The sequence below is a fragment of the Tateyamaria omphalii genome (genome assembly GCF_014651375.1).
GTDB classification, from domain to species: Bacteria; Pseudomonadota; Alphaproteobacteria; order Rhodobacterales; family Rhodobacteraceae; genus Tateyamaria; species Tateyamaria omphalii.
In genome coordinates, this window is record NZ_BMWT01000002.1 from 281,666 (window position 1) to 297,528 (window position 15,863).

Below are 15,863 nucleotides of genomic sequence, written 5' to 3' on the forward strand. Positions count from 1 at the left end.
GAACACAGACCAAACAGAGACACACGATGACACCAACCGACACAGATCAATTCGCCAAAGAATCAGCAGCTCGTCTGATCCGGGCGGAACAAAAAGGTCTGCGCCTGGCGATCGGCTGTCGCACCCTCGTGACAGGCCTTGCGTTTGCTTGGTACGTCGGCGCGCCTTTCCTCTTCTCTGATTTCGAGCCTCGGCTTCCCGCCATCGTCGTTCTGCTGCTCTTCACAGCCGTCGGGGTGGCGCATCTGGCAGTTATCGGGACCCGCTTTGACCGCCGATGGATCAAATACGCAGTCTATGCCCTGGACACGCTGTCGATCTGCGCGTTCTTTGTGTTGATCCCGATCAGCCGTTCAGACGAAGTACCCCAGATCGTCGCCTTCCGCGCCTATGGCATCTACTACCTCTTCCCGATGGTCGCGATTTGCTGCCTGACCCTGTCTTGGCGGCTGGTCATATGGACGGGTGCAATGTGCGTGGTGGGTTGGTGGGGGGCGTTCCTGTGGGTGGTGTCGGGAATGGAGCGGACGCTGTCCTGGGCGGACATCCCGCCAAACGCGACGCGCGGTGACTATGAGCAGGTGTTCCTGTCCATCGACTTCATCGGGCGTGGCAACCGGATTGAGGAAACCGCTATGCTTACGTTTGCTGCCCTCGCCCTGGCGGTTGCTGTCTACCGCGCGCGTGGAGTGTTCTTTGCGCAAGTTGCCTCTGACCTGGAATGGCACCGCGAACGCAGCGCTCGGGAACGTGTAGCCACACTGTTCGGCAAATATCTACCCGCTGAAGTCGCGCAAGAACTGATGGCCAACGATGGCCCGCTGCGCCCGCAACGCGCAGTCGGCACAGCACTGGTCATGGACATCGAAGGGTTCACGAAATTCTCCGCCGCACACCCGCCCGAATACGTCATCGGCAAACTTGACGCTTTTTTGGGTGACGCGACAGATGTCGTTTCCGATCACGGCGGAATCGTAATGTCCTATTTGGGCGATGGCTTTCTGGTCAAATTCAATGCGCCCGTTGGCGTTGCAGACCCAGCGGGCGCGGCTATACGCACGGCGCGCGCTTTGCTGCAAACGGCCCCAAAGCATGACTTCACGATCCGGATCGGCATCGCCAGCGGTGACTTGGTGACAGGAACGATCGGCTCTTCCGAGCGTAAGTCTTTCACGGTCGACGGGGATGCCGTAAACCTTGCTGCACGTCTGGAAAGCCAATGTAAGACCATGGGCGTCCAGGTTCTTGCCGATCAATTGACACAGGAAGCCTACGCCACGTCAGCATCTCTGGAACCTGAATAAGGCTATTGGTCTTCCGCATTTTCGCAGAGCACAAGCTCGTGTTCTCATCACCAGATCGGACATGCATAGGCGCGTCAGCATTGTTTGTTGTGGGGTCGAAGCGGCCTTTGGCCCCGTTTTCAATGTGAGTTGTTTGATTGGTGGCCCGGTTCTCATCCCGGCCAGTTTTTTCCGCGTTTCTATGCCGCGCACCGCCGAAGCTGTTGTGGCCAGTGTTTTGACGACCACGAACATACGTCGAAGGGCCATTGGACGCAGTTTCGACCCACTGAACACGACCCATAGCACAAAAAAACCGCGCCCTGTTTGATCAGGGCGCGGCTCTGTCATTGAGCGATAGGACAGATCAGAGACCCATAGCAGATTTCAACTGATCCAGCAGGCCCTGCAGCACTTCGGGGTTGTTTTGCGCTTGCTCGATCCCGGCTTTGAGAGTGGTTTTCTGCACGACGCTCAGTGCTTCGGAACTGTCGATCATTTCCGCGACTTTGTCGAAATCGAAGCCATCGGTTGTCAGCAAATCTGCGATACCGCCATCTGTCGCTGCCGCGGCATCGGTTGTCGCGTCTTCCGCAACGGCGCTGGCGTCGCTTGCTGCGTCTTCGGCAGCGTCGGTCGCCGCCTCTGTGGTGTCAGTTGCTGCATCCGTGGCCGTTTCTGCAGCCTCGGTTGCACCTTCCACAACATCCGTTGCCGTGTCTGTGGCCGTGTCAACGGCGTCTGTTGCAACATCGGTTGCAGCATCCGCTGCCTCTGTCGCGGTTTCCGTTGCAGCATCCACTGCTTCTGTCGCCGTATCGGTGGCCGCTTCAGCGGCATCTGTTGCAGCATCGGTCACAGCGGTTGCCGCGTCTGAGGCCGTGTCTGTCGCAGCATCCACGGCGTCGCCGGCTGCTTCGGTGGCGGCCTCCACAGCATCTGCTGCCGCATCCGCCGTGTCTTCTACCAGTGACTGCGCACCTTCCACCGCGTCGGTCGCCGCATCTGCCACACCTTCGGCAGCTTCTGTTGCGGTATCGGCCACGGTATCCACTGCGGCCTCTGCACCTTCGGCCACAGCTTCGCCCGCATCGGTTGCCGCATCCACCGCCTCGCCCGCAGCGCTTTCTGTCGCCTCAACCGCATCGCCAACCGCATCGCTTGCGCTTTCCAGCGCTTCGGGAGCGTTCACGGCATCCGCGGCTTGCGTGGCCACCTCTTGCGGGGTCTGACCGGAATAGAGCAGGTATGCCCCGCCCGCGATCACGACCGCCACGATAATCCAAATGAGATTCCTCATTGTCCTCTCCTTCATTGCCTCGCGGTCACCCCCTGTGACCGTGTCTTTGGTTCCGGGTGTCAGATGCGCAGGCCGGTGAAAAGGTGCAAGGGGGAAAATTCCTGATTTCGGCGCAGGATGGCCGATTCTGAGGGTTGTAGAAAACCCGGCCAAAGGGTACGTTCTGGCCTCAGATTTTTTGAACGATCAAAGGACGACCACCATCGCTCGCAGACCCCACAACGCGCCGCCACAGAGAGACACCGGCCCGCGCGTCAACGACAAGATCCGTGCTAATGAAATCCGCCTGATTGGCGCCGACGGCGAAAATGTCGGTGTTGTCACCCCTGCCCGCGCCATGGACATGGCTGACGATGCCGGGTTGGATTTGGTTGAAATCTCGCCAAACGCCAATCCGCCCGTGTGCAAGATCATGGATTTCGGCAAGTTCAAGTACGAGACGCAAAAGCGCGAAGCCGAGGCCCGCAAGAAACAGAAAATCATCGAGGTGAAAGAGGTGAAGTTTCGCCCCAACACCGACACCAATGATTACGACGTGAAAATGCGCAACGTCTTCAAGTTCCTTGAGAACGGCGACAAGGTGAAGGTTACCCTACGGTTCCGCGGGCGCGAGATGGCCCACCAGAACCTTGGAAGAGAGCTGTTGGAACGCGTGGCCGAAGACACCAAGGAGATCGGCAAGGTGGAGAACTTTCCCAAGATGGAAGGCCGCCAGATGGTCATGATGATCGGGCCGCTGCCGCAGAAGTAACGACCAGTTCCGACTGGGAGTCTAAAGGGCGTCGCTTTCGAGGCGCCCTTTTTTGATGTCTGACTGCCTAGACGTTCACATTGTCATTCGTTTCTTTATCTGCAGAGGGTTCGAACAGTTTCGAACTCAACTCGATCATCTTGCCGGTTTCCGCCGTGTACTGATCAATCGCCTTTTGTAAAAAGGCCAGTTGCACCTCCTGCACCTCGGCAGGTGTCTTGGCATGGAGCAACGAGTGCTGCAAGGCAACGTCCTCGCGCACCCGTTCGGCAACGAAGGTCATCCATTCAGCGCCCATGTCGCTCATCCGTTCGATGGAAGAGACCCCGAACCAATTGAGCGCGCCAAGGCCCGCTGCCTGCCATTGTGACATTGCGTCCGTCACGGTGGGTTGTTTTGTTTCCTTCGGGTGTTTGTCTGTACATTGCATCGTGCGCAATCCTCCCTTTGGCGGGATTATGCTAACACGGGTGGTGCCCATGTACCTTGATCACCATCAATAATGACGCCCGCACGCGGCCCATTGCCGAAAAAAGAGGCCAACTTCCGTTGGCCTCATGCTGCGACAGGATCAGGTTTGTGGATTTGCCGCCGTATCGGCGACCACAACGGCCTGAACAAAGCCACTGAACGGGTCGTCAATGTTGCCTGAGCCATCGCGCAGAAGGAAATCTGCCGCCACAGTCACGGCATTGCCCGATATGCGGGTGATATCCAGATCAACCTCCTGCTCTAGTACGTGGTGATCACCGTTGTTATACCGCAGGCGAAAGCCTTTCAGCATCGCTTCGGCCTTTTGCACCGTGGATCCAAAGGTGACGGTCTGGGATTCCCGCTGTTTGCGCCCGCGGGTAGGATCGAAATGGATCGTCAGTTGGCGAAATTCGACAGCCATAATAGTAACTCCTTGAATAAAATAGTTTTTCAAATCACTGCTCAATATGCAGCGACACTATCATAACACGAATCCCTCAGTTTTACCTGACCTAATCTGTGTCGCCCTATCGAACTTGTGACGGCCTGCATGTGAGTGCTCCCAGACGCGGCCTTGACCTTGCCCGGGGTGCATTCGACAAGGGGCCGTCACCAACGGAGCCAGAAACCATGCCTGATTTTGCCCGCTACCCGAGCCTTGAAGGCGTACCTGTCCTTGTCACTGGTGGTGCATCCGGCATTGGTCGGTTGACGGTCGAAGCCTTTGCCGAGCAAGGGGCAAAGGTTGCGTTTCTAGACCGGGATGCGGATGGCGCGGCGGAAGTGACGGAAGCGACCGGTGCTATCCACGCCTTGTGCGACTTGCGCGACATTGCAGCCACGCGGGAAGCAATCGCGGATCTGGCCAGACAGGTTGGCCCCTTTGCGGTTCTGGTCAACAACGCGGCACGTGATGATCGGCACAACTGGCAAGACGTGACGCCCGAGTATTGGGACGAAAGGATGCAGACCAACCTGCGCCACATGTTCTTTGCCATCCAAGCCGTCGCCCCCGGCATGATCGAGGTCGGTGGCGGGTCGATCATCAACCTCGGCTCAAATTCCTGGTGGGAAGCCGGCGGCGGGTTCCCTGCTTACACCACGGCCAAGGCTGCCGTGCACGGGTTGACCCGCACCATGGCACGCGATCTGGGCGACCACCGCATTCGGGTGAACACGGTTGTACCCGGCTGGATCATGACGGACCGGCAAAAGGAGTTGTGGGCGACCCCCGAGGCGCTTGAGGCGCATCGTGCGCGCCAATGCCTGCCCGACCTTATCGACCCTGTCTACGTGGCACGGATGGTGCTGTGGCTGGCCTCGGACGATGCTGCCATGTGTACGGCCAACAACTTCATGGTCGAATCGGGTTCGATCTAGGGCAACGTGACATTCGCATATCTGGCGGCGGTGAACACGTCGCTCAGCCGCGCAAACGCTGCAATACTAGAGCAGAGAGTTTGGTCGAATGCCTTGCTATGTTGGTGCGCACATCTTTCGGTGGCGTCATCCGGATTTTGCAACCTGTCCAGGGTCCGGAGATAGAAACTCGGCCGGAAACCCACCCCTTCAATGACATCGGGCAAATGTGGAAGAGCTTGAGCAACGAACGTGTTCATGTCGCGCGTCATGTGCGCGAGGCACTCAAGAATTGGACCGCTCGCAGGTGCTTCGCATATATTTCCAGCTATGACGAGACAATGGCTCTGCATCTTATTCCGCATAATGTCTTCGAGACCGTCAACGGCTCGAACACAAGAAACGATGTCCGCACGGGGAAGCTCAGTATTCTGTGCTATGCTTGGCAATCCACACATCAAAAGGGCCGCCAAAAGGCAGCCCTTCCATAGTTGAGTAGAAGCGCAATTCACGCCGCCGCCGCAACCGCCCGCTTGGTCATCACAGCGCACAGATGCGCGCGATACTCACCCGTGCCGTGCAGGTCGCTGATCATGTCGTCGCCGGACAGGCTCAACCCATCAATGGCATCCGCCGAGAAGTTGGACGACAGCGCCGCCTCGGCCTCGGTCCAGCGGAATACACCATCGTTGCTGGCTCCGGTGATCGCCACGCGCACACCGTCCGCGTATTTGGAGACGAACACGCCCACGAGCGCAAAGCGCGAAGCGGGTTGCACGAACTTCTGGTAATTCGCTTTCTCCGGCACAGGAAAGCGGACCTCTGTGATGATCTCGCCCTCGTCCAGCGCCGTGGCAAACATGCCCTGGAAGTAGTCGTCCGCAGCGATCTCACGCGTGTTGGTCTTGATCGTGGCGCCCGAGCCCAATGCAGCCGCCGGATAGCAGGCCGAGGGGTCGTTGTTGGCAAGGCTGCCACCGATGGTGCCGCGATTGCGCACGGCGGGATCACCGATATGGGCCGCTGTGGCCGCGAGCGCCGGGTAACCTCCAGCCTCTGCCGCGACCGTGGCGTGGTTGGTCGCGCCACCCACACAGATTGATCCGTCTTCTCCGGTGCAAATACCACGCATCTCGTCGATGCCCGACAGGCTCACCAGCTTGTCCGGGCTTGCCAGACGCTGTTTCAGTGTCGGGATCAGGGTTTGACCGCCCCCAAGCGGCTGGCTTTCTGTGCTATCCGACAACTCCTTAACAGCATCTGCGATCCGGGTCGGTTTTACGACGTCAAAGTTGTACATCTTTGGTCCTTTCTGTTGGCAGGATGCGCTTCTTCATCTTGCCAGATAAACTTCGGGGGTCCGGGGGCTGGCCCCCGGTCCCTTACTTTCCATTCAGCCGTTCATTGCTGTCCAAACCCGGTCGGGTGACAGCGGCATGTCGATGTGGGTCACATCCTTGCCTGCCGATTGCAGCGCATCTACCACGGCATTGACCACCGCGGGCGGTGACCCGATGGCCCCGGCCTCGCCACAGCCCTTCACGCCCAACGGGTTGTGCGTACAGGGTGTCTGGCTGGAGTGATCCACCGCGAACATCGGCAGATCGTCCGCCCGTGGCATGGCATAATCCATGTAGGACGCGCTCAGAAGCTGGCCGTTTTCGTCATAGGCACAGTTTTCAAGCAGCGCCTGACCAATCCCCTGCGCTATGCCGCCATGGACCTGACCGGTCACAATCATCGGGTTGATGATGTTGCCGAAATCATCGGCGGCGGCGAACCGTTCGATGCTCACCTTGCCGGTGTCCGGATCCACTTCAACTTCACAGGCATAAGCCCCTGAAGGATATGTGAAGTTTGCCGGATCGTAGAAGGCCGTTTCCTCAAGCCCCGGCTCGATATCCTCAAGCGGGTAATTGTGCGGCACGTAAGCAGCAAGGGTCACATCGCCCCAAGCCACCGACTTGTCAGTGCCCGCGACGGAGAACGCACCGTCCTTCAGCTCGATATCGGCCTCGGAGGCTTCGAGCAGGTGGGACGCGATCTTCTTGGCCTTGTTGATGATCTTCTCGGTCGCACGGACCATGGCCGAGCCGCCCACTGCGATGGAGCGGGAGCCATAGGTGCCCATGCCCATCGGCGTGTTGGCGGTGTCGCCATGCACGATCTCGACCATCGACTCGTCGATGCCGATCATCTCGGCCACCACTTGGGCAAAGGAGGTCTCGTGCCCCTGCCCGTGACTGTGAGAGCCGGTCATCACAACAAGACCGCCTGTGGCATTCACGCGGACGGTGGCACTTTCATAAAGCCCAGCGCGTGCCCCTAGTTGCCCCACGAGGTTCGACGGCGCGATGCCGCAGGCCTCAATGTAGCAGTTCACACCGAGACCGCGCAGCTTGCCGTTCTTTTCGCTTTCCGCACGGCGGGCCGCGAATCCGGCGAAGTCGCCCATCTCTTCGAGCTTGTCCATGGTGCCGTGATAGTCGCCGGTGTCGTATTCGACGGCGACTGGCGTGGCATATGGGAACTCCGTAATGAAGTTCTGGCGGCGCAAGGCGATAGGATCGACGCCCAATTCGCGCGCAGCCTTGTCCACGACACGTTCAAGCTGGAACGTCGCCTCGGGGCGGCCTGCGCCGCGATAGGCATCGACCGGCACCGTGTTGGTAAAGACGGCTTTGACGTTCACGTAGATCAGCGGGGTCTTGTAGTTCCCCGCCATCAGCGTGCCGTGCAGCCATGTGGGCACGGATGGCGCGAAAGTGGATAGGTACGCGCCCATATTGGCGTGCGTTTCGGTCCGGATCGCGGTGAAGTTGTTGTCCTTGTCCAGCGCCAGTTCGATCTTGGTCACGTGGTCGCGGCCATGGGCGTCTGAGATGAACGCCTCGCTGCGCGAGGATGTCCATTTGACCGGACGGTTGCAGGCCTTGGCGGCGAAGGTGCAAAACGCTTCTTCCTGGTAGTGGAAGATCTTGGTGCCAAAGCCGCCGCCCACATCAGGGGCCACGACGCGCAGTTTGTGCTCGGGGATGCCGAGGACAAATGCGCCCATGAGCAGGCGGATCACGTGCGGGTTTTGCGATGTCGTATAAAGCGTGCTGTCGTCGGTGCCTTTTGCATAGTCACCTACGGCGACGCGAGGTTCCATCGGGTTGGCGACAAGGCGGTTGTTGACCAGCTCAAGCGAGGTCACATGGGCCGCGTCATCAAATGCCTTGTTTACGGCATCCTTGTTCTCTTCGACAAAGCCCCAGTCGTAGCAGAGGTTGTCGTTGAGATCGTCGTGTACCTTGGTGGCACCGCTTTCGAGCGCGGCTTTCATATCAACCACTGCAGGCAGTTCGTCGATGTCGAGCACGATGGCTTCGGCGGCATCACGGGCCTGTTCGGCGGTGTCAGCCACAACGGCAGCGACAGGTTCGCCCACGTGCCGGACCTTGCCCTGTGCAAGGATCGGGTGTGCGGGCTCCTGCATTGGCTGGCCATGACGGTCTGTGACCTGCCAGCCGCAGGGCATACCGCCCACGCCCTCGAAATCCGAGCCGGTAAAGATACGCACCACACCGGGCATCCCGGCAGCGGCAGCGGTGTCGATGCTTTTGATCGTCCCATGCGCGATGTCCGAGCGCAGGAAATGCACATAGGCCTGCCCACGGATGTTGATGTCGTCGGTGTAATTCCCGGCCCCTGTCAGGAACCGCACGTCCTCGCGCCGCTTGCTGCTGGCGCCGATGCCTCCGTCTTTTGGCATGTTGTTATTCCTCCCTGTTGGCGTGACGCGCCTCCCCGCGCGCCTGCTGACTGACAGCCCGGAAGGATATCCGGGCTGCGGAATTTGGTTCTATTCGGCGGCGATGGCCGACACGTCCTGACCACTGGCCGCCATAATCGCTTTGACGATGTTGTGGTAGCCTGTGCAGCGGCAGATGTTGCCCTCAAGATACTCCCGCACTTCCGTCTCGGTCGGCTTCGGGTTGTCCTTGAGCAGGGCCGCCGCCGACATCACCATGCCGGGTGTGCAAAAACCGCATTGTAGGCCGTGATGGTCCTGAAAAGCCTGCTGGATCACGTTCAGCGACCCGTCCGCGTTGGCCTGACCTTCGATCGTGGCCACATCGGCCCCTTCGGCCTCAACAGCGAGCATGGTGCAGGATTTCACGGCCTGCCCATCCACATGCACCACGCAGGCGCCACATTGTGACGTGTCGCAGCCCACGTGGGTTCCTGTCAGCATCAGCTGGTCGCGCAGGAAAGACGACAGCAATGTGCGTCCCTCGACCTCGCCAGACGCAGCCTTTCCGTTCACGGTCATCGAGACCTGTGCCATGGCATCCTCCCTTTTGGCGTTCTTGTTGGGATCAAGTTAAGCATGGGTCGTGGCAGTTGAGAACAGAAATCTTCGCCGCAACCGCGAAATCGCAAGATCGCGCAGTGCCTTAGCGCGTCAGCCTTCGCGGGGTCTGGGGCGCGTCGGGATTTCCTTGAGCAAGCCGCCAACCCCCATCTGCGCGATGTCCTGCGGGGTCAGATCCACACCACAGATCAACCGTTCCAGCACCCAGTCAGCGCCGTTGAGGGCCGGTGAGCGCGCGCATCCCGGCAGGCCGATCACTGGCCTGTTCTGGTGCGTTCCGAAAAAGAGCAGATTGCCCGGATCGACGGGCATACCATAGGCGGTGACGGTCCCACCCGCTTCGCGCACCGCCGCAGGGGCGACATCCTGTGTGTCCGAAGTGGCAGATGCCGTGAGAATGAAAACAACTTCGCCCTCTGCGTCTGCGACGGCTTGGGCCAGCGGGGCGTCGCGATGCGGCACCACCACCCGAGGCGTCAGCGAGACATTAAGGCGGTCGAGCCGGCCGGTCAGCGCCGCGCGGCCTTTAGACGACGGTTCGGCATTGCCAACCTGCGTTTCAATCAACGTTGCGGTTGCGTATTGCGGGTTCAGGATACGGATTGCATTGGCCGCATCCGCGGTGGCCCTGTCCAACGCGTGCTGCGACACGGCATAGGATATGATCTTGATCGTGGCGACCATGGTGCGCGCATCGACGCGATGGAATGGCGGCACCGTGGCGATGGTGATCATGGGATCAACCGCATTGATGCCCGAAAGCCGATCCACATCCAGCAGGGCGACACCCGGGCCCGTTGCGTAAAGGTTCACGCGCCCTGCCCCGGCCGCACTGATACGCAGCCCCTGTTCCTCGGGCGTTGGCACGACGGCAGCGGCCAGAGCTTCGGCGGCGCCGTTTTCTTCGATGTCACCCGGGTCGAGCGCTGCGACCGTCAGCGTATCGTGGCCCGCTGCTGTCAGTTCTGCAATGTCGTCATCGGTCAGCACGGTTCCCTTGGACACGCGACGGGAGTTCCCCGCCAAGGAGTGGGCGAGCGTTGTGCCAAGCGCATCCGCTGCTGGTCTTGGGCCGAACTTCATACGCCTTGCCTGAGCGTTGCGACCATCTGGGCCAGGATAGACACGGCGATCTCTGGCGGGCTGGCAGCACCGATGTCGAGACCAATTGGCCCTTTGATCCGCGCGATCTGGTCCGCGGTGAACCCTGCCTCTTCCAGCCGGGCCACGCGTTTGGCATGGGTGCGTGTCGAGCCAAGCGCGCCCACATAAAACGCGTCGGACTTCAACGCGATGTGCAGCGCCGGATCGTCCAGTTTCGGGTCATGGGTCAGCAAAACCAGCGCAGTGCGGGCGTCCACGCCGATCTCGGCCAGCGCGTCGTCCGGCCAGTCATTGATGACACGTTCGCCGGGGAAACGATCCGCGGACCCGAAGGCTTCGCGCGGATCAATGATGTAAGGATCGTAGCCCGCAAGCTTTGCCATGGGCACAAGCGCCTGCGCGATATGCACACCGCCGACAATGGCCAGCCGCAAGGGCGGGTTGTGGATGGCGACGAAGGTTTTGCCATCTTCCTCCATCCCCGTGCGGTCCTTGGCAAAGCGTGCTGTATGACCGTCATGGTCCAGCCGTCTGTCCCAGCTTTCAGTGTCGACGACATATGCCGCCCGCTGCCGTGACGCGCGCGCCGCGACCAGCGCATCCAGCGTGTCGGTTGGCATGGCAGTGCCCACAGGTTCCACGAGGATCTTGATCGTGCCGCCACAGGCAAGGCCGACCGCAAAAGCGTCGCCGTCGCTGACCCCGTATTCAAGCAGGCGCGGATTGCCGTCTTCGAGCGCTTCCATCGCCTCGACCACAACAGCGCCTTCAACGCAGCCACCCGAGACAGAGCCCATCATGTCGCCAGCGCCCGACACGACCATCTGGGCGCCTGCGCGGCGCGGCGCGCTGCCCCAGGTTTCGATCACGGTGGCAAGGGCGGCCCCCTTGCCTGCTTTGATCCATTCCAGCGCCTGTTCCGGCGCGGTTTCAACCGACGACATCTGATCCGTCCATTTTTGCTGGTTCCATCCCATGCAAAGCGTATGCGGTGACTTTGCGGGAACACAACCCTGACTTAAGCACAGGGTGTTGCGCGCGCTTATGCTTGCGCGTTCCCCGCCTGCGGCCTACATCCGTATGCAAGACCAGCCGGAGACCAGCCAGATGCCCATGCAAGCCCAAGAGATCGAAGACCTGATCCGCGAGAGCTTTCCCGACGCCAAGATCACCATCACGGATCTGGCGGGTGACGGAAACCACTATTCGGCCGAGGTCATCGACGCATCTTTTGCCGGTATGAACCGCGTGCAGCAGCACCGGGCCGTGACCAAGGCGCTGAAGGGCAAGATGGATGGCAGCCATGGAGAATTGCACGCACTGGCCCTGACGACGAAAGCGCCGGGCTGATGGACTGGACCTTTATCCTGATCGTGTCCGCACTGATCGTGGTGGTTGCCATTCTGCGCGCGGCGCAGTCGATCCGCCACTCACGCGGGACCGAACGGGGAAGCCTGCCCGGCAAAGGCCATCACATCATCGACGCTGCCTATCACTCTGGCGGCGGCGGCGGTGGCCATTCGACACAGTATCGCGTCCCGCGCGACCCGCAGGACTATGCCAAAACCTTTATTCCCAAGGACAAACGCAAATGACTGACGCAAGCAGCCGTATCACCGAAACCAACAACGCCAATGACGTGGTGCTTTATATGAAAGGCACAAAATCCATGCCGCAATGCGGCTTTTCCAGTCGCGTGGCTGGTGTGCTGAACTATATGGGCGTCGATTTCGCCGACGTGAACGTTTTGGCCGACGAAGAATTGCGCCAGGGCATCAAGGACTTTTCGGATTGGCCGACCATCCCGCAGCTTTATGTCAAAGGCGAATTCGTCGGCGGGTGCGACATCATAACGGAAATGACCCTGTCGGGCGAGTTGGACACGCTGTTCGATGAAAATGGCGTGACCTATGACAAGGACGCAGCCGACAAGATTCGCGAAGCGAACGGATAAGCAGAGGGGCGCACGACACGTGCGCCTTACGGTTCAAAGAAAAAAGGCGTGCCAGATCAGCACGCCTTTTTGTGTCCGCGAGACTGCGCGGCAAGCTGCGCGTTACGCTGTCTTTTCTTCCACTTCCGCGGCCAGGGCTTCGGCCCGCGCGGCCAACTCGGCCAGCGTGTCGGTTACCGCTTGCGGCACGACGGGCACCTCGATCCGCTCCGGCTCTGGCGCGCCCATGGTGCGCAACCCTTCCAGCTCCGCTTCGCGTTCGGCCAGTTTGGCTTCAACCTCTGCCACACGGTCTTCGACACTCGCCGTTTTGTCCGCCAGCATCAGACCGGCCATCAACAGCATCCGCGCTTCGGGCATACGCCCGGCCTGATCTGCCAACACCTGTGCTTCGTCATCGAGCATCTTGGCTGCCGATCGCAGGTAGCTTTCTTCACCCTCCTGACAGGCGACTTGAAACGGACGTCCACCGATATTGATTGTGACCTCAGGCATCTGCGTCCTCCTCCTCCGGGGCTTCGAGCTGGTCGAGCAGCGGGGTCAGCGCCCCGATGATGCTGCTCGCCTCGGCCACATCTGCGGCGCGGGCCGCGCGCAGGCCTTCCAGTTCGGCCATCATGGATTTGTTGATCAGATGCGCTTCTCCGACACCTTCTTCGTTCGCTGTGCGCAAGGCGGCGTTTGACTCGCGCAACTGTTCGTTGGCCTTACGCAACCTTTGAAGTTCCACGTCCAGTTCTTCGACCCGGGCTTGCGCCGCATCGGCAACAGCCTGTGCTTCAGATGCAGCGGCTTCCTGACGTTCTGACAATTTGCGCACTCGCTCAGACAGCTGTGCGTTTGCAACACGTTCGTCGTCCAATGCCGCTTGCAAGGCGGCTGTGTCGTCAGCCCCTGCCGTGTCCAGCCCATCAAGACCGGAGGCGATCCTGTCCATCGCGGCGGTGAGCCGCTGCTGCAATCCGTCGATATCGCTCATTTCCTGTGCCTGTCCCCTTTTTTACGCGCGCGGGCGCAATGGTTCCATCTGCCCGGACTGTTCGAATCGATTTAGCGTCCGGTTGCGCCCGAGTTTAGCCAAAGAGGTACGGAAATGCGCCCCCCTTTGCGATCAACCACTTGCGGGGCGGCTTTGATGTAGCAAGACGTCGCTTGCTCCAAGATGCCCCAATTTGCCAAGGCACAGCGCCTTGATCTTTGGTCTTTGCCTGATATGCAGCCTCAAACCTAATTCCAAAGGACGAGCAATTCCGTGGATCTGACAGCCCTTCGCACCGCCCATCCCGACCACTGGTCCAAGGCCACCGCCATCCGTGCCTTGACCCTTGATGCCGTGGCCGCGGCCAATTCCGGCCACTCAGGCATGCCCATGGGGATGGCCGATGTGGCCACTGTCCTGTTTGAAAAGCACCTGAAATTCGATGCCAAGGCCCCGGATTGGCCCGACCGCGACCGGTTCATTCTGTCTGCCGGTCACGGCTCGATGCTGCTCTATTCCCTGCTGCACCTGACCGGGTACGAGGACATGACCCTTGAGCAGGTGAAGAACTTCCGCCAGTGGGGCGCGATCACTGCGGGCCACCCTGAATATGGCCACGCCAAGGGGATCGAGACCACCACCGGGCCTTTGGGTCAAGGCATCTCGAACGCCGTTGGTTTTGCCATGGCCGAAGAGATCCTGCGCGCCCAATACGGCAAGAAGGTTGTTGATCACCATACATATGCCATCGCGGGCGACGGCTGCCTGATGGAAGGCGTGAGCCAGGAAGCCATTACGCTTGCCGGGCGTCACCAGCTGGGCAAGCTGATTGTCTTCTGGGATAACAACAACATCACCATTGATGGTCCTGTCACACTTGCGGACACCACGGATCAGCCGCAGCGCTTCAAATCTGCAGGCTGGGCGGTGATCGAGATTGACGGGCATGACCCCGAAGCCATCGACGCCGCAATTGCCAAGGCCAAGACCCAGAAAAAGCCGACAATGATTGCCTGCAAGACGCATATCGCGCTGGGTCACGCGGCACAGGATACGTCCAAGGGCCACGGCGCGTTGACCGACCAGACGCAGCTGCAAGACGCCAAGGCGGCCTATGGCTGGACCACAGGACCGTTTGACGTGCCTGCCGATGTCAAAGCCGCTTGGGAGGCCATCGGCACCCGCGGCGCCGAGGCCCGCGCGGCTTGGGAAGAGCGGTTTGCGTCGATCTCGGGCTCGAAACAGGCACAGTTCAACCGTACCCTCGCCCGTGAAGTACCCAAAAAGCTGTCGGCCACCATCAAAGCGTTCAAGAAGCAGATGTCGGAAAGCGCGCCCAAGCTGGCAACCCGCGCTGCATCTGAGAAAGCATTGGAAGTCATAAACCCCGTGATGCCCGAAACTGTAGGTGGATCGGCCGACCTGACCGGGTCGAACAACACCAAGACGGGTGATCTGGGTGTGTTCGACACCGACAACCGTGGCGGCCGCTATGTATATTGGGGGGTCCGTGAGCATGGCATGGCCGCAGCGATGAACGGCATGGCGCTGCACGGCGGCATCCGCCCCTATGGCGGTACGTTCATGTGCTTCACTGATTATGCCCGCCCCGCCATGCGCCTTGCGGCCCTGATGAAGATCCCCACGGTGTTCGTCATGACCCATGACAGCATTGGCCTGGGCGAAGATGGCCCTACCCACCAGCCGGTCGAACATCTGGCGATCAGCCGGGCCACACCGAACACCATGGTGTTCCGTCCCGCCGATGCAGTGGAAACCGCCGAAAGCTGGGAAATCGCGCTGTCTTATACCGACGCGCCATCGGTTCTGTCCCTGACCCGTCAGGGCCTGCCCACCGTGCGGACCGACCACAAGCTGAAGAACATGACCGCACAAGGCGCTTATGTTCTGGCCGATGCCGAGGGCAAGCGTCAGGTCATCCTGATCGCCTCTGGATCAGAGGTATCTATCGCCATGGACGCCCGTGCCAAGCTGCAAGACGCTGGCATTGGATGCCGTGTGGTGTCCATGCCCTGCATGGAGCTGTTTGCGCAGCAGGATGAAAGCTATCGACGCAAGGTGCTGCCAGCGGGCCCTGTCCGTGTCGGTATAGAAGCCGCTGTGCGCCAAGGCTGGGATCAGTGGCTGCTGGGTGAGCGTGGCAAGGCAAACAAGGCCGATTTCGTAGGCATGGATGATTTTGGTGCCTCTGCGCCAGCCAACGTGCTGTTCGAAAAATTCGGCATCACAGCAGATGCTGTTGTCGAGAAAGCCAAAGCGCTTCTCTGAAAAACTGTGT

Annotated in this window: 18 protein-coding genes; 7 read left to right on the plus strand and 11 right to left on the minus strand. The window is 60.2% G+C overall.

Annotation, left to right across the window (positions count from 1 at the left end; all coding sequences use genetic code 11):
- Nucleotides 1–26: 26 nt before the first annotated feature.
- The gene (locus IE087_RS07000; protein ID WP_189368592.1) at nucleotides 27–1,304 is read left to right on the plus strand and encodes an adenylate/guanylate cyclase domain-containing protein; all 1,278 of its coding nucleotides are present in this window, start codon (nucleotides 27–29) and stop codon (nucleotides 1,302–1,304) included.
- A 346-nt stretch (nucleotides 1,305–1,650) separates the two neighbouring features.
- Here IE087_RS07000 and IE087_RS07005 read toward each other — a convergent pair whose 3' ends face one another.
- The gene (locus IE087_RS07005; protein WP_189368593.1) at nucleotides 1,651–2,583 is read right to left on the minus strand and encodes a translation initiation factor 3; all 933 of its coding nucleotides are present in this window, start codon (nucleotides 2,581–2,583) and stop codon (nucleotides 1,651–1,653) included.
- A 178-nt stretch (nucleotides 2,584–2,761) separates the two neighbouring features.
- On the opposite strand from IE087_RS07005, the gene infC reads away from it, so the two are divergent.
- Nucleotides 2,762–3,334, plus strand: coding sequence for a translation initiation factor IF-3 (infC, locus tag IE087_RS07010; protein ID WP_229801303.1), 573 nt, complete (start codon nucleotides 2,762–2,764; stop codon nucleotides 3,332–3,334).
- A gap of 67 nt (nucleotides 3,335–3,401) precedes the next feature.
- Here infC and IE087_RS07015 read toward each other — a convergent pair whose 3' ends face one another.
- Nucleotides 3,402–3,707 carry a phasin family protein gene (locus tag IE087_RS07015; RefSeq protein ID WP_189368594.1) on the minus strand — a complete coding sequence of 102 codons (306 nt, stop codon included), beginning with the start codon at nucleotides 3,705–3,707 and terminating at the stop codon, nucleotides 3,402–3,404.
- Between the two features lie 198 nt (nucleotides 3,708–3,905).
- Nucleotides 3,906–4,229, minus strand: coding sequence for a hypothetical protein (locus IE087_RS07020; RefSeq protein ID WP_229801304.1), 324 nt, complete (start codon nucleotides 4,227–4,229; stop codon nucleotides 3,906–3,908).
- 209 nt (nucleotides 4,230–4,438) lie between these two features.
- Between IE087_RS07020 and IE087_RS07025 the strand changes: the two genes are divergently transcribed.
- A complete protein-coding gene (locus tag IE087_RS07025) occupies nucleotides 4,439–5,188 on the plus strand; it encodes an SDR family NAD(P)-dependent oxidoreductase (RefSeq protein ID WP_189368595.1) in 750 nt (249 codons plus the stop codon).
- Here the strand turns inward: IE087_RS07025 and IE087_RS07030 are convergent.
- The 6 genes from IE087_RS07030 to IE087_RS07055 all read right to left on the minus strand — a co-directional run bounded on the left by IE087_RS07030 (nucleotide 5,185) and on the right by IE087_RS07055 (nucleotide 11,575).
- Nucleotides 5,185–5,439 (minus strand): hypothetical protein, encoded by a 255-nt coding sequence (locus tag IE087_RS07030; protein ID WP_189368596.1) that lies wholly within the window; start codon nucleotides 5,437–5,439, stop codon nucleotides 5,185–5,187. The genes IE087_RS07025 and IE087_RS07030 overlap by 4 nt on opposite strands.
- A gap of 236 nt (nucleotides 5,440–5,675) precedes the next feature.
- Nucleotides 5,676–6,467 (minus strand): FAD binding domain-containing protein, encoded by a 792-nt coding sequence (locus tag IE087_RS07035; RefSeq protein WP_189368597.1) that lies wholly within the window; start codon nucleotides 6,465–6,467, stop codon nucleotides 5,676–5,678.
- Nucleotides 6,468–6,560: 93 nt separating this feature from the next.
- A complete protein-coding gene (locus IE087_RS07040; protein WP_189368598.1) occupies nucleotides 6,561–8,924 on the minus strand; it encodes a xanthine dehydrogenase family protein molybdopterin-binding subunit in 2,364 nt (787 codons plus the stop codon).
- Between the two features lie 90 nt (nucleotides 8,925–9,014).
- Entirely contained in the window at nucleotides 9,015–9,500 is a 486-nt protein-coding gene (locus IE087_RS07045; protein WP_189368599.1) for a (2Fe-2S)-binding protein, read from the minus strand.
- 117 nt (nucleotides 9,501–9,617) lie between these two features.
- Nucleotides 9,618–10,610, minus strand: a complete 993-nt coding sequence (locus IE087_RS07050; RefSeq protein ID WP_189368600.1) for a molybdopterin-binding protein — start codon at nucleotides 10,608–10,610, stop codon at nucleotides 9,618–9,620.
- Entirely contained in the window at nucleotides 10,607–11,575 is a 969-nt protein-coding gene (locus IE087_RS07055) for an XdhC family protein (RefSeq protein ID WP_189368601.1), read from the minus strand. Before IE087_RS07055 ends, IE087_RS07050 begins: the two co-directional genes overlap by 4 nt.
- A 163-nt stretch (nucleotides 11,576–11,738) precedes the next feature.
- Here IE087_RS07055 and IE087_RS07060 point away from each other — a divergent pair, with 163 nt between their 5' ends.
- From IE087_RS07060 to grxD, 3 genes are read left to right on the plus strand one after another with little or no spacing between them, the layout of a single operon-like run.
- Nucleotides 11,739–11,981, plus strand: coding sequence for a BolA/IbaG family iron-sulfur metabolism protein (locus tag IE087_RS07060; protein WP_189369296.1), 243 nt, complete (start codon nucleotides 11,739–11,741; stop codon nucleotides 11,979–11,981).
- Complete coding sequence (locus IE087_RS07065; protein WP_189368602.1) at nucleotides 11,981–12,226, plus strand: hypothetical protein; 246 nt, start codon at nucleotides 11,981–11,983, stop codon at nucleotides 12,224–12,226. The genes IE087_RS07060 and IE087_RS07065 overlap by 1 nt, the downstream gene beginning before the upstream one ends.
- On the plus strand, nucleotides 12,223–12,585 hold the full coding sequence (gene grxD / locus IE087_RS07070; protein WP_189368603.1) for a Grx4 family monothiol glutaredoxin: 363 nt from the start codon (nucleotides 12,223–12,225) through the stop codon (nucleotides 12,583–12,585). Before IE087_RS07065 ends, grxD begins: the two co-directional genes overlap by 4 nt.
- A 102-nt stretch (nucleotides 12,586–12,687) precedes the next feature.
- Here grxD and IE087_RS07075 read toward each other — a convergent pair whose 3' ends face one another.
- Both IE087_RS07075 and IE087_RS07080 read right to left on the minus strand, forming a co-directional pair.
- Nucleotides 12,688–13,080: a cell division protein ZapA gene (locus IE087_RS07075; RefSeq protein WP_189368604.1), complete on the minus strand. Its 393-nt coding sequence runs from the start codon at nucleotides 13,078–13,080 to the stop codon at nucleotides 12,688–12,690.
- Nucleotides 13,073–13,564, minus strand: a complete 492-nt coding sequence (locus tag IE087_RS07080) for a hypothetical protein (RefSeq protein WP_189368605.1) — start codon at nucleotides 13,562–13,564, stop codon at nucleotides 13,073–13,075. Before IE087_RS07080 ends, IE087_RS07075 begins: the two co-directional genes overlap by 8 nt.
- Before the next feature lie 273 nt (nucleotides 13,565–13,837).
- On the opposite strand from IE087_RS07080, the gene tkt reads away from it, so the two are divergent.
- Complete coding sequence (gene tkt / locus IE087_RS07085; protein WP_189368606.1) at nucleotides 13,838–15,853, plus strand: transketolase; 2,016 nt, start codon at nucleotides 13,838–13,840, stop codon at nucleotides 15,851–15,853.
- Nucleotides 15,854–15,863 lie beyond the last annotated feature (10 nt).

Bases quoted from the DNA above. Each gene is read 5' to 3' on its own strand.
- IE087_RS07005 (WP_189368593.1), bottom strand. From the start codon at position 2,583: ATGAGGAATCTCATTTGGATTATCGTGGCGGTCGTGATCGCGGGCGGG.
- IE087_RS07030 (WP_189368596.1), bottom strand. From the start codon at position 5,439: ATGACGCGCGACATGAACACGTTCGTTGCTCAAGCTCTTCCACATTTG.
- IE087_RS07040 (WP_189368598.1), bottom strand. From the start codon at position 8,924: ATGCCAAAAGACGGAGGCATCGGCGCCAGCAGCAAGCGGCGCGAGGAC.
- IE087_RS07045 (WP_189368599.1), bottom strand. From the start codon at position 9,500: ATGGCACAGGTCTCGATGACCGTGAACGGAAAGGCTGCGTCTGGCGAG.
- IE087_RS07035 (WP_189368597.1), bottom strand. From the start codon at position 6,467: ATGTACAACTTTGACGTCGTAAAACCGACCCGGATCGCAGATGCTGTT.
- IE087_RS07075 (WP_189368604.1), bottom strand. From the start codon at position 13,080: ATGCCTGAGGTCACAATCAATATCGGTGGACGTCCGTTTCAAGTCGCC.
- IE087_RS07080 (WP_189368605.1), bottom strand. From the start codon at position 13,564: ATGAGCGATATCGACGGATTGCAGCAGCGGCTCACCGCCGCGATGGAC.
- IE087_RS07065 (WP_189368602.1), top strand. From the start codon at position 11,981: ATGGACTGGACCTTTATCCTGATCGTGTCCGCACTGATCGTGGTGGTT.
- IE087_RS07055 (WP_189368601.1), bottom strand. From the start codon at position 11,575: ATGTCGTCGGTTGAAACCGCGCCGGAACAGGCGCTGGAATGGATCAAA.
- grxD (WP_189368603.1), top strand. From the start codon at position 12,223: ATGACTGACGCAAGCAGCCGTATCACCGAAACCAACAACGCCAATGAC.
- IE087_RS07000 (WP_189368592.1), top strand. From the start codon at position 27: ATGACACCAACCGACACAGATCAATTCGCCAAAGAATCAGCAGCTCGT.
- IE087_RS07050 (WP_189368600.1), bottom strand. From the start codon at position 10,610: ATGAAGTTCGGCCCAAGACCAGCAGCGGATGCGCTTGGCACAACGCTC.
- IE087_RS07025 (WP_189368595.1), top strand. From the start codon at position 4,439: ATGCCTGATTTTGCCCGCTACCCGAGCCTTGAAGGCGTACCTGTCCTT.
- IE087_RS07060 (WP_189369296.1), top strand. From the start codon at position 11,739: ATGCCCATGCAAGCCCAAGAGATCGAAGACCTGATCCGCGAGAGCTTT.
- IE087_RS07015 (WP_189368594.1), bottom strand. From the start codon at position 3,707: ATGTCACAATGGCAGGCAGCGGGCCTTGGCGCGCTCAATTGGTTCGGG.
- IE087_RS07020 (WP_229801304.1), bottom strand. From the start codon at position 4,229: ATGGCTGTCGAATTTCGCCAACTGACGATCCATTTCGATCCTACCCGC.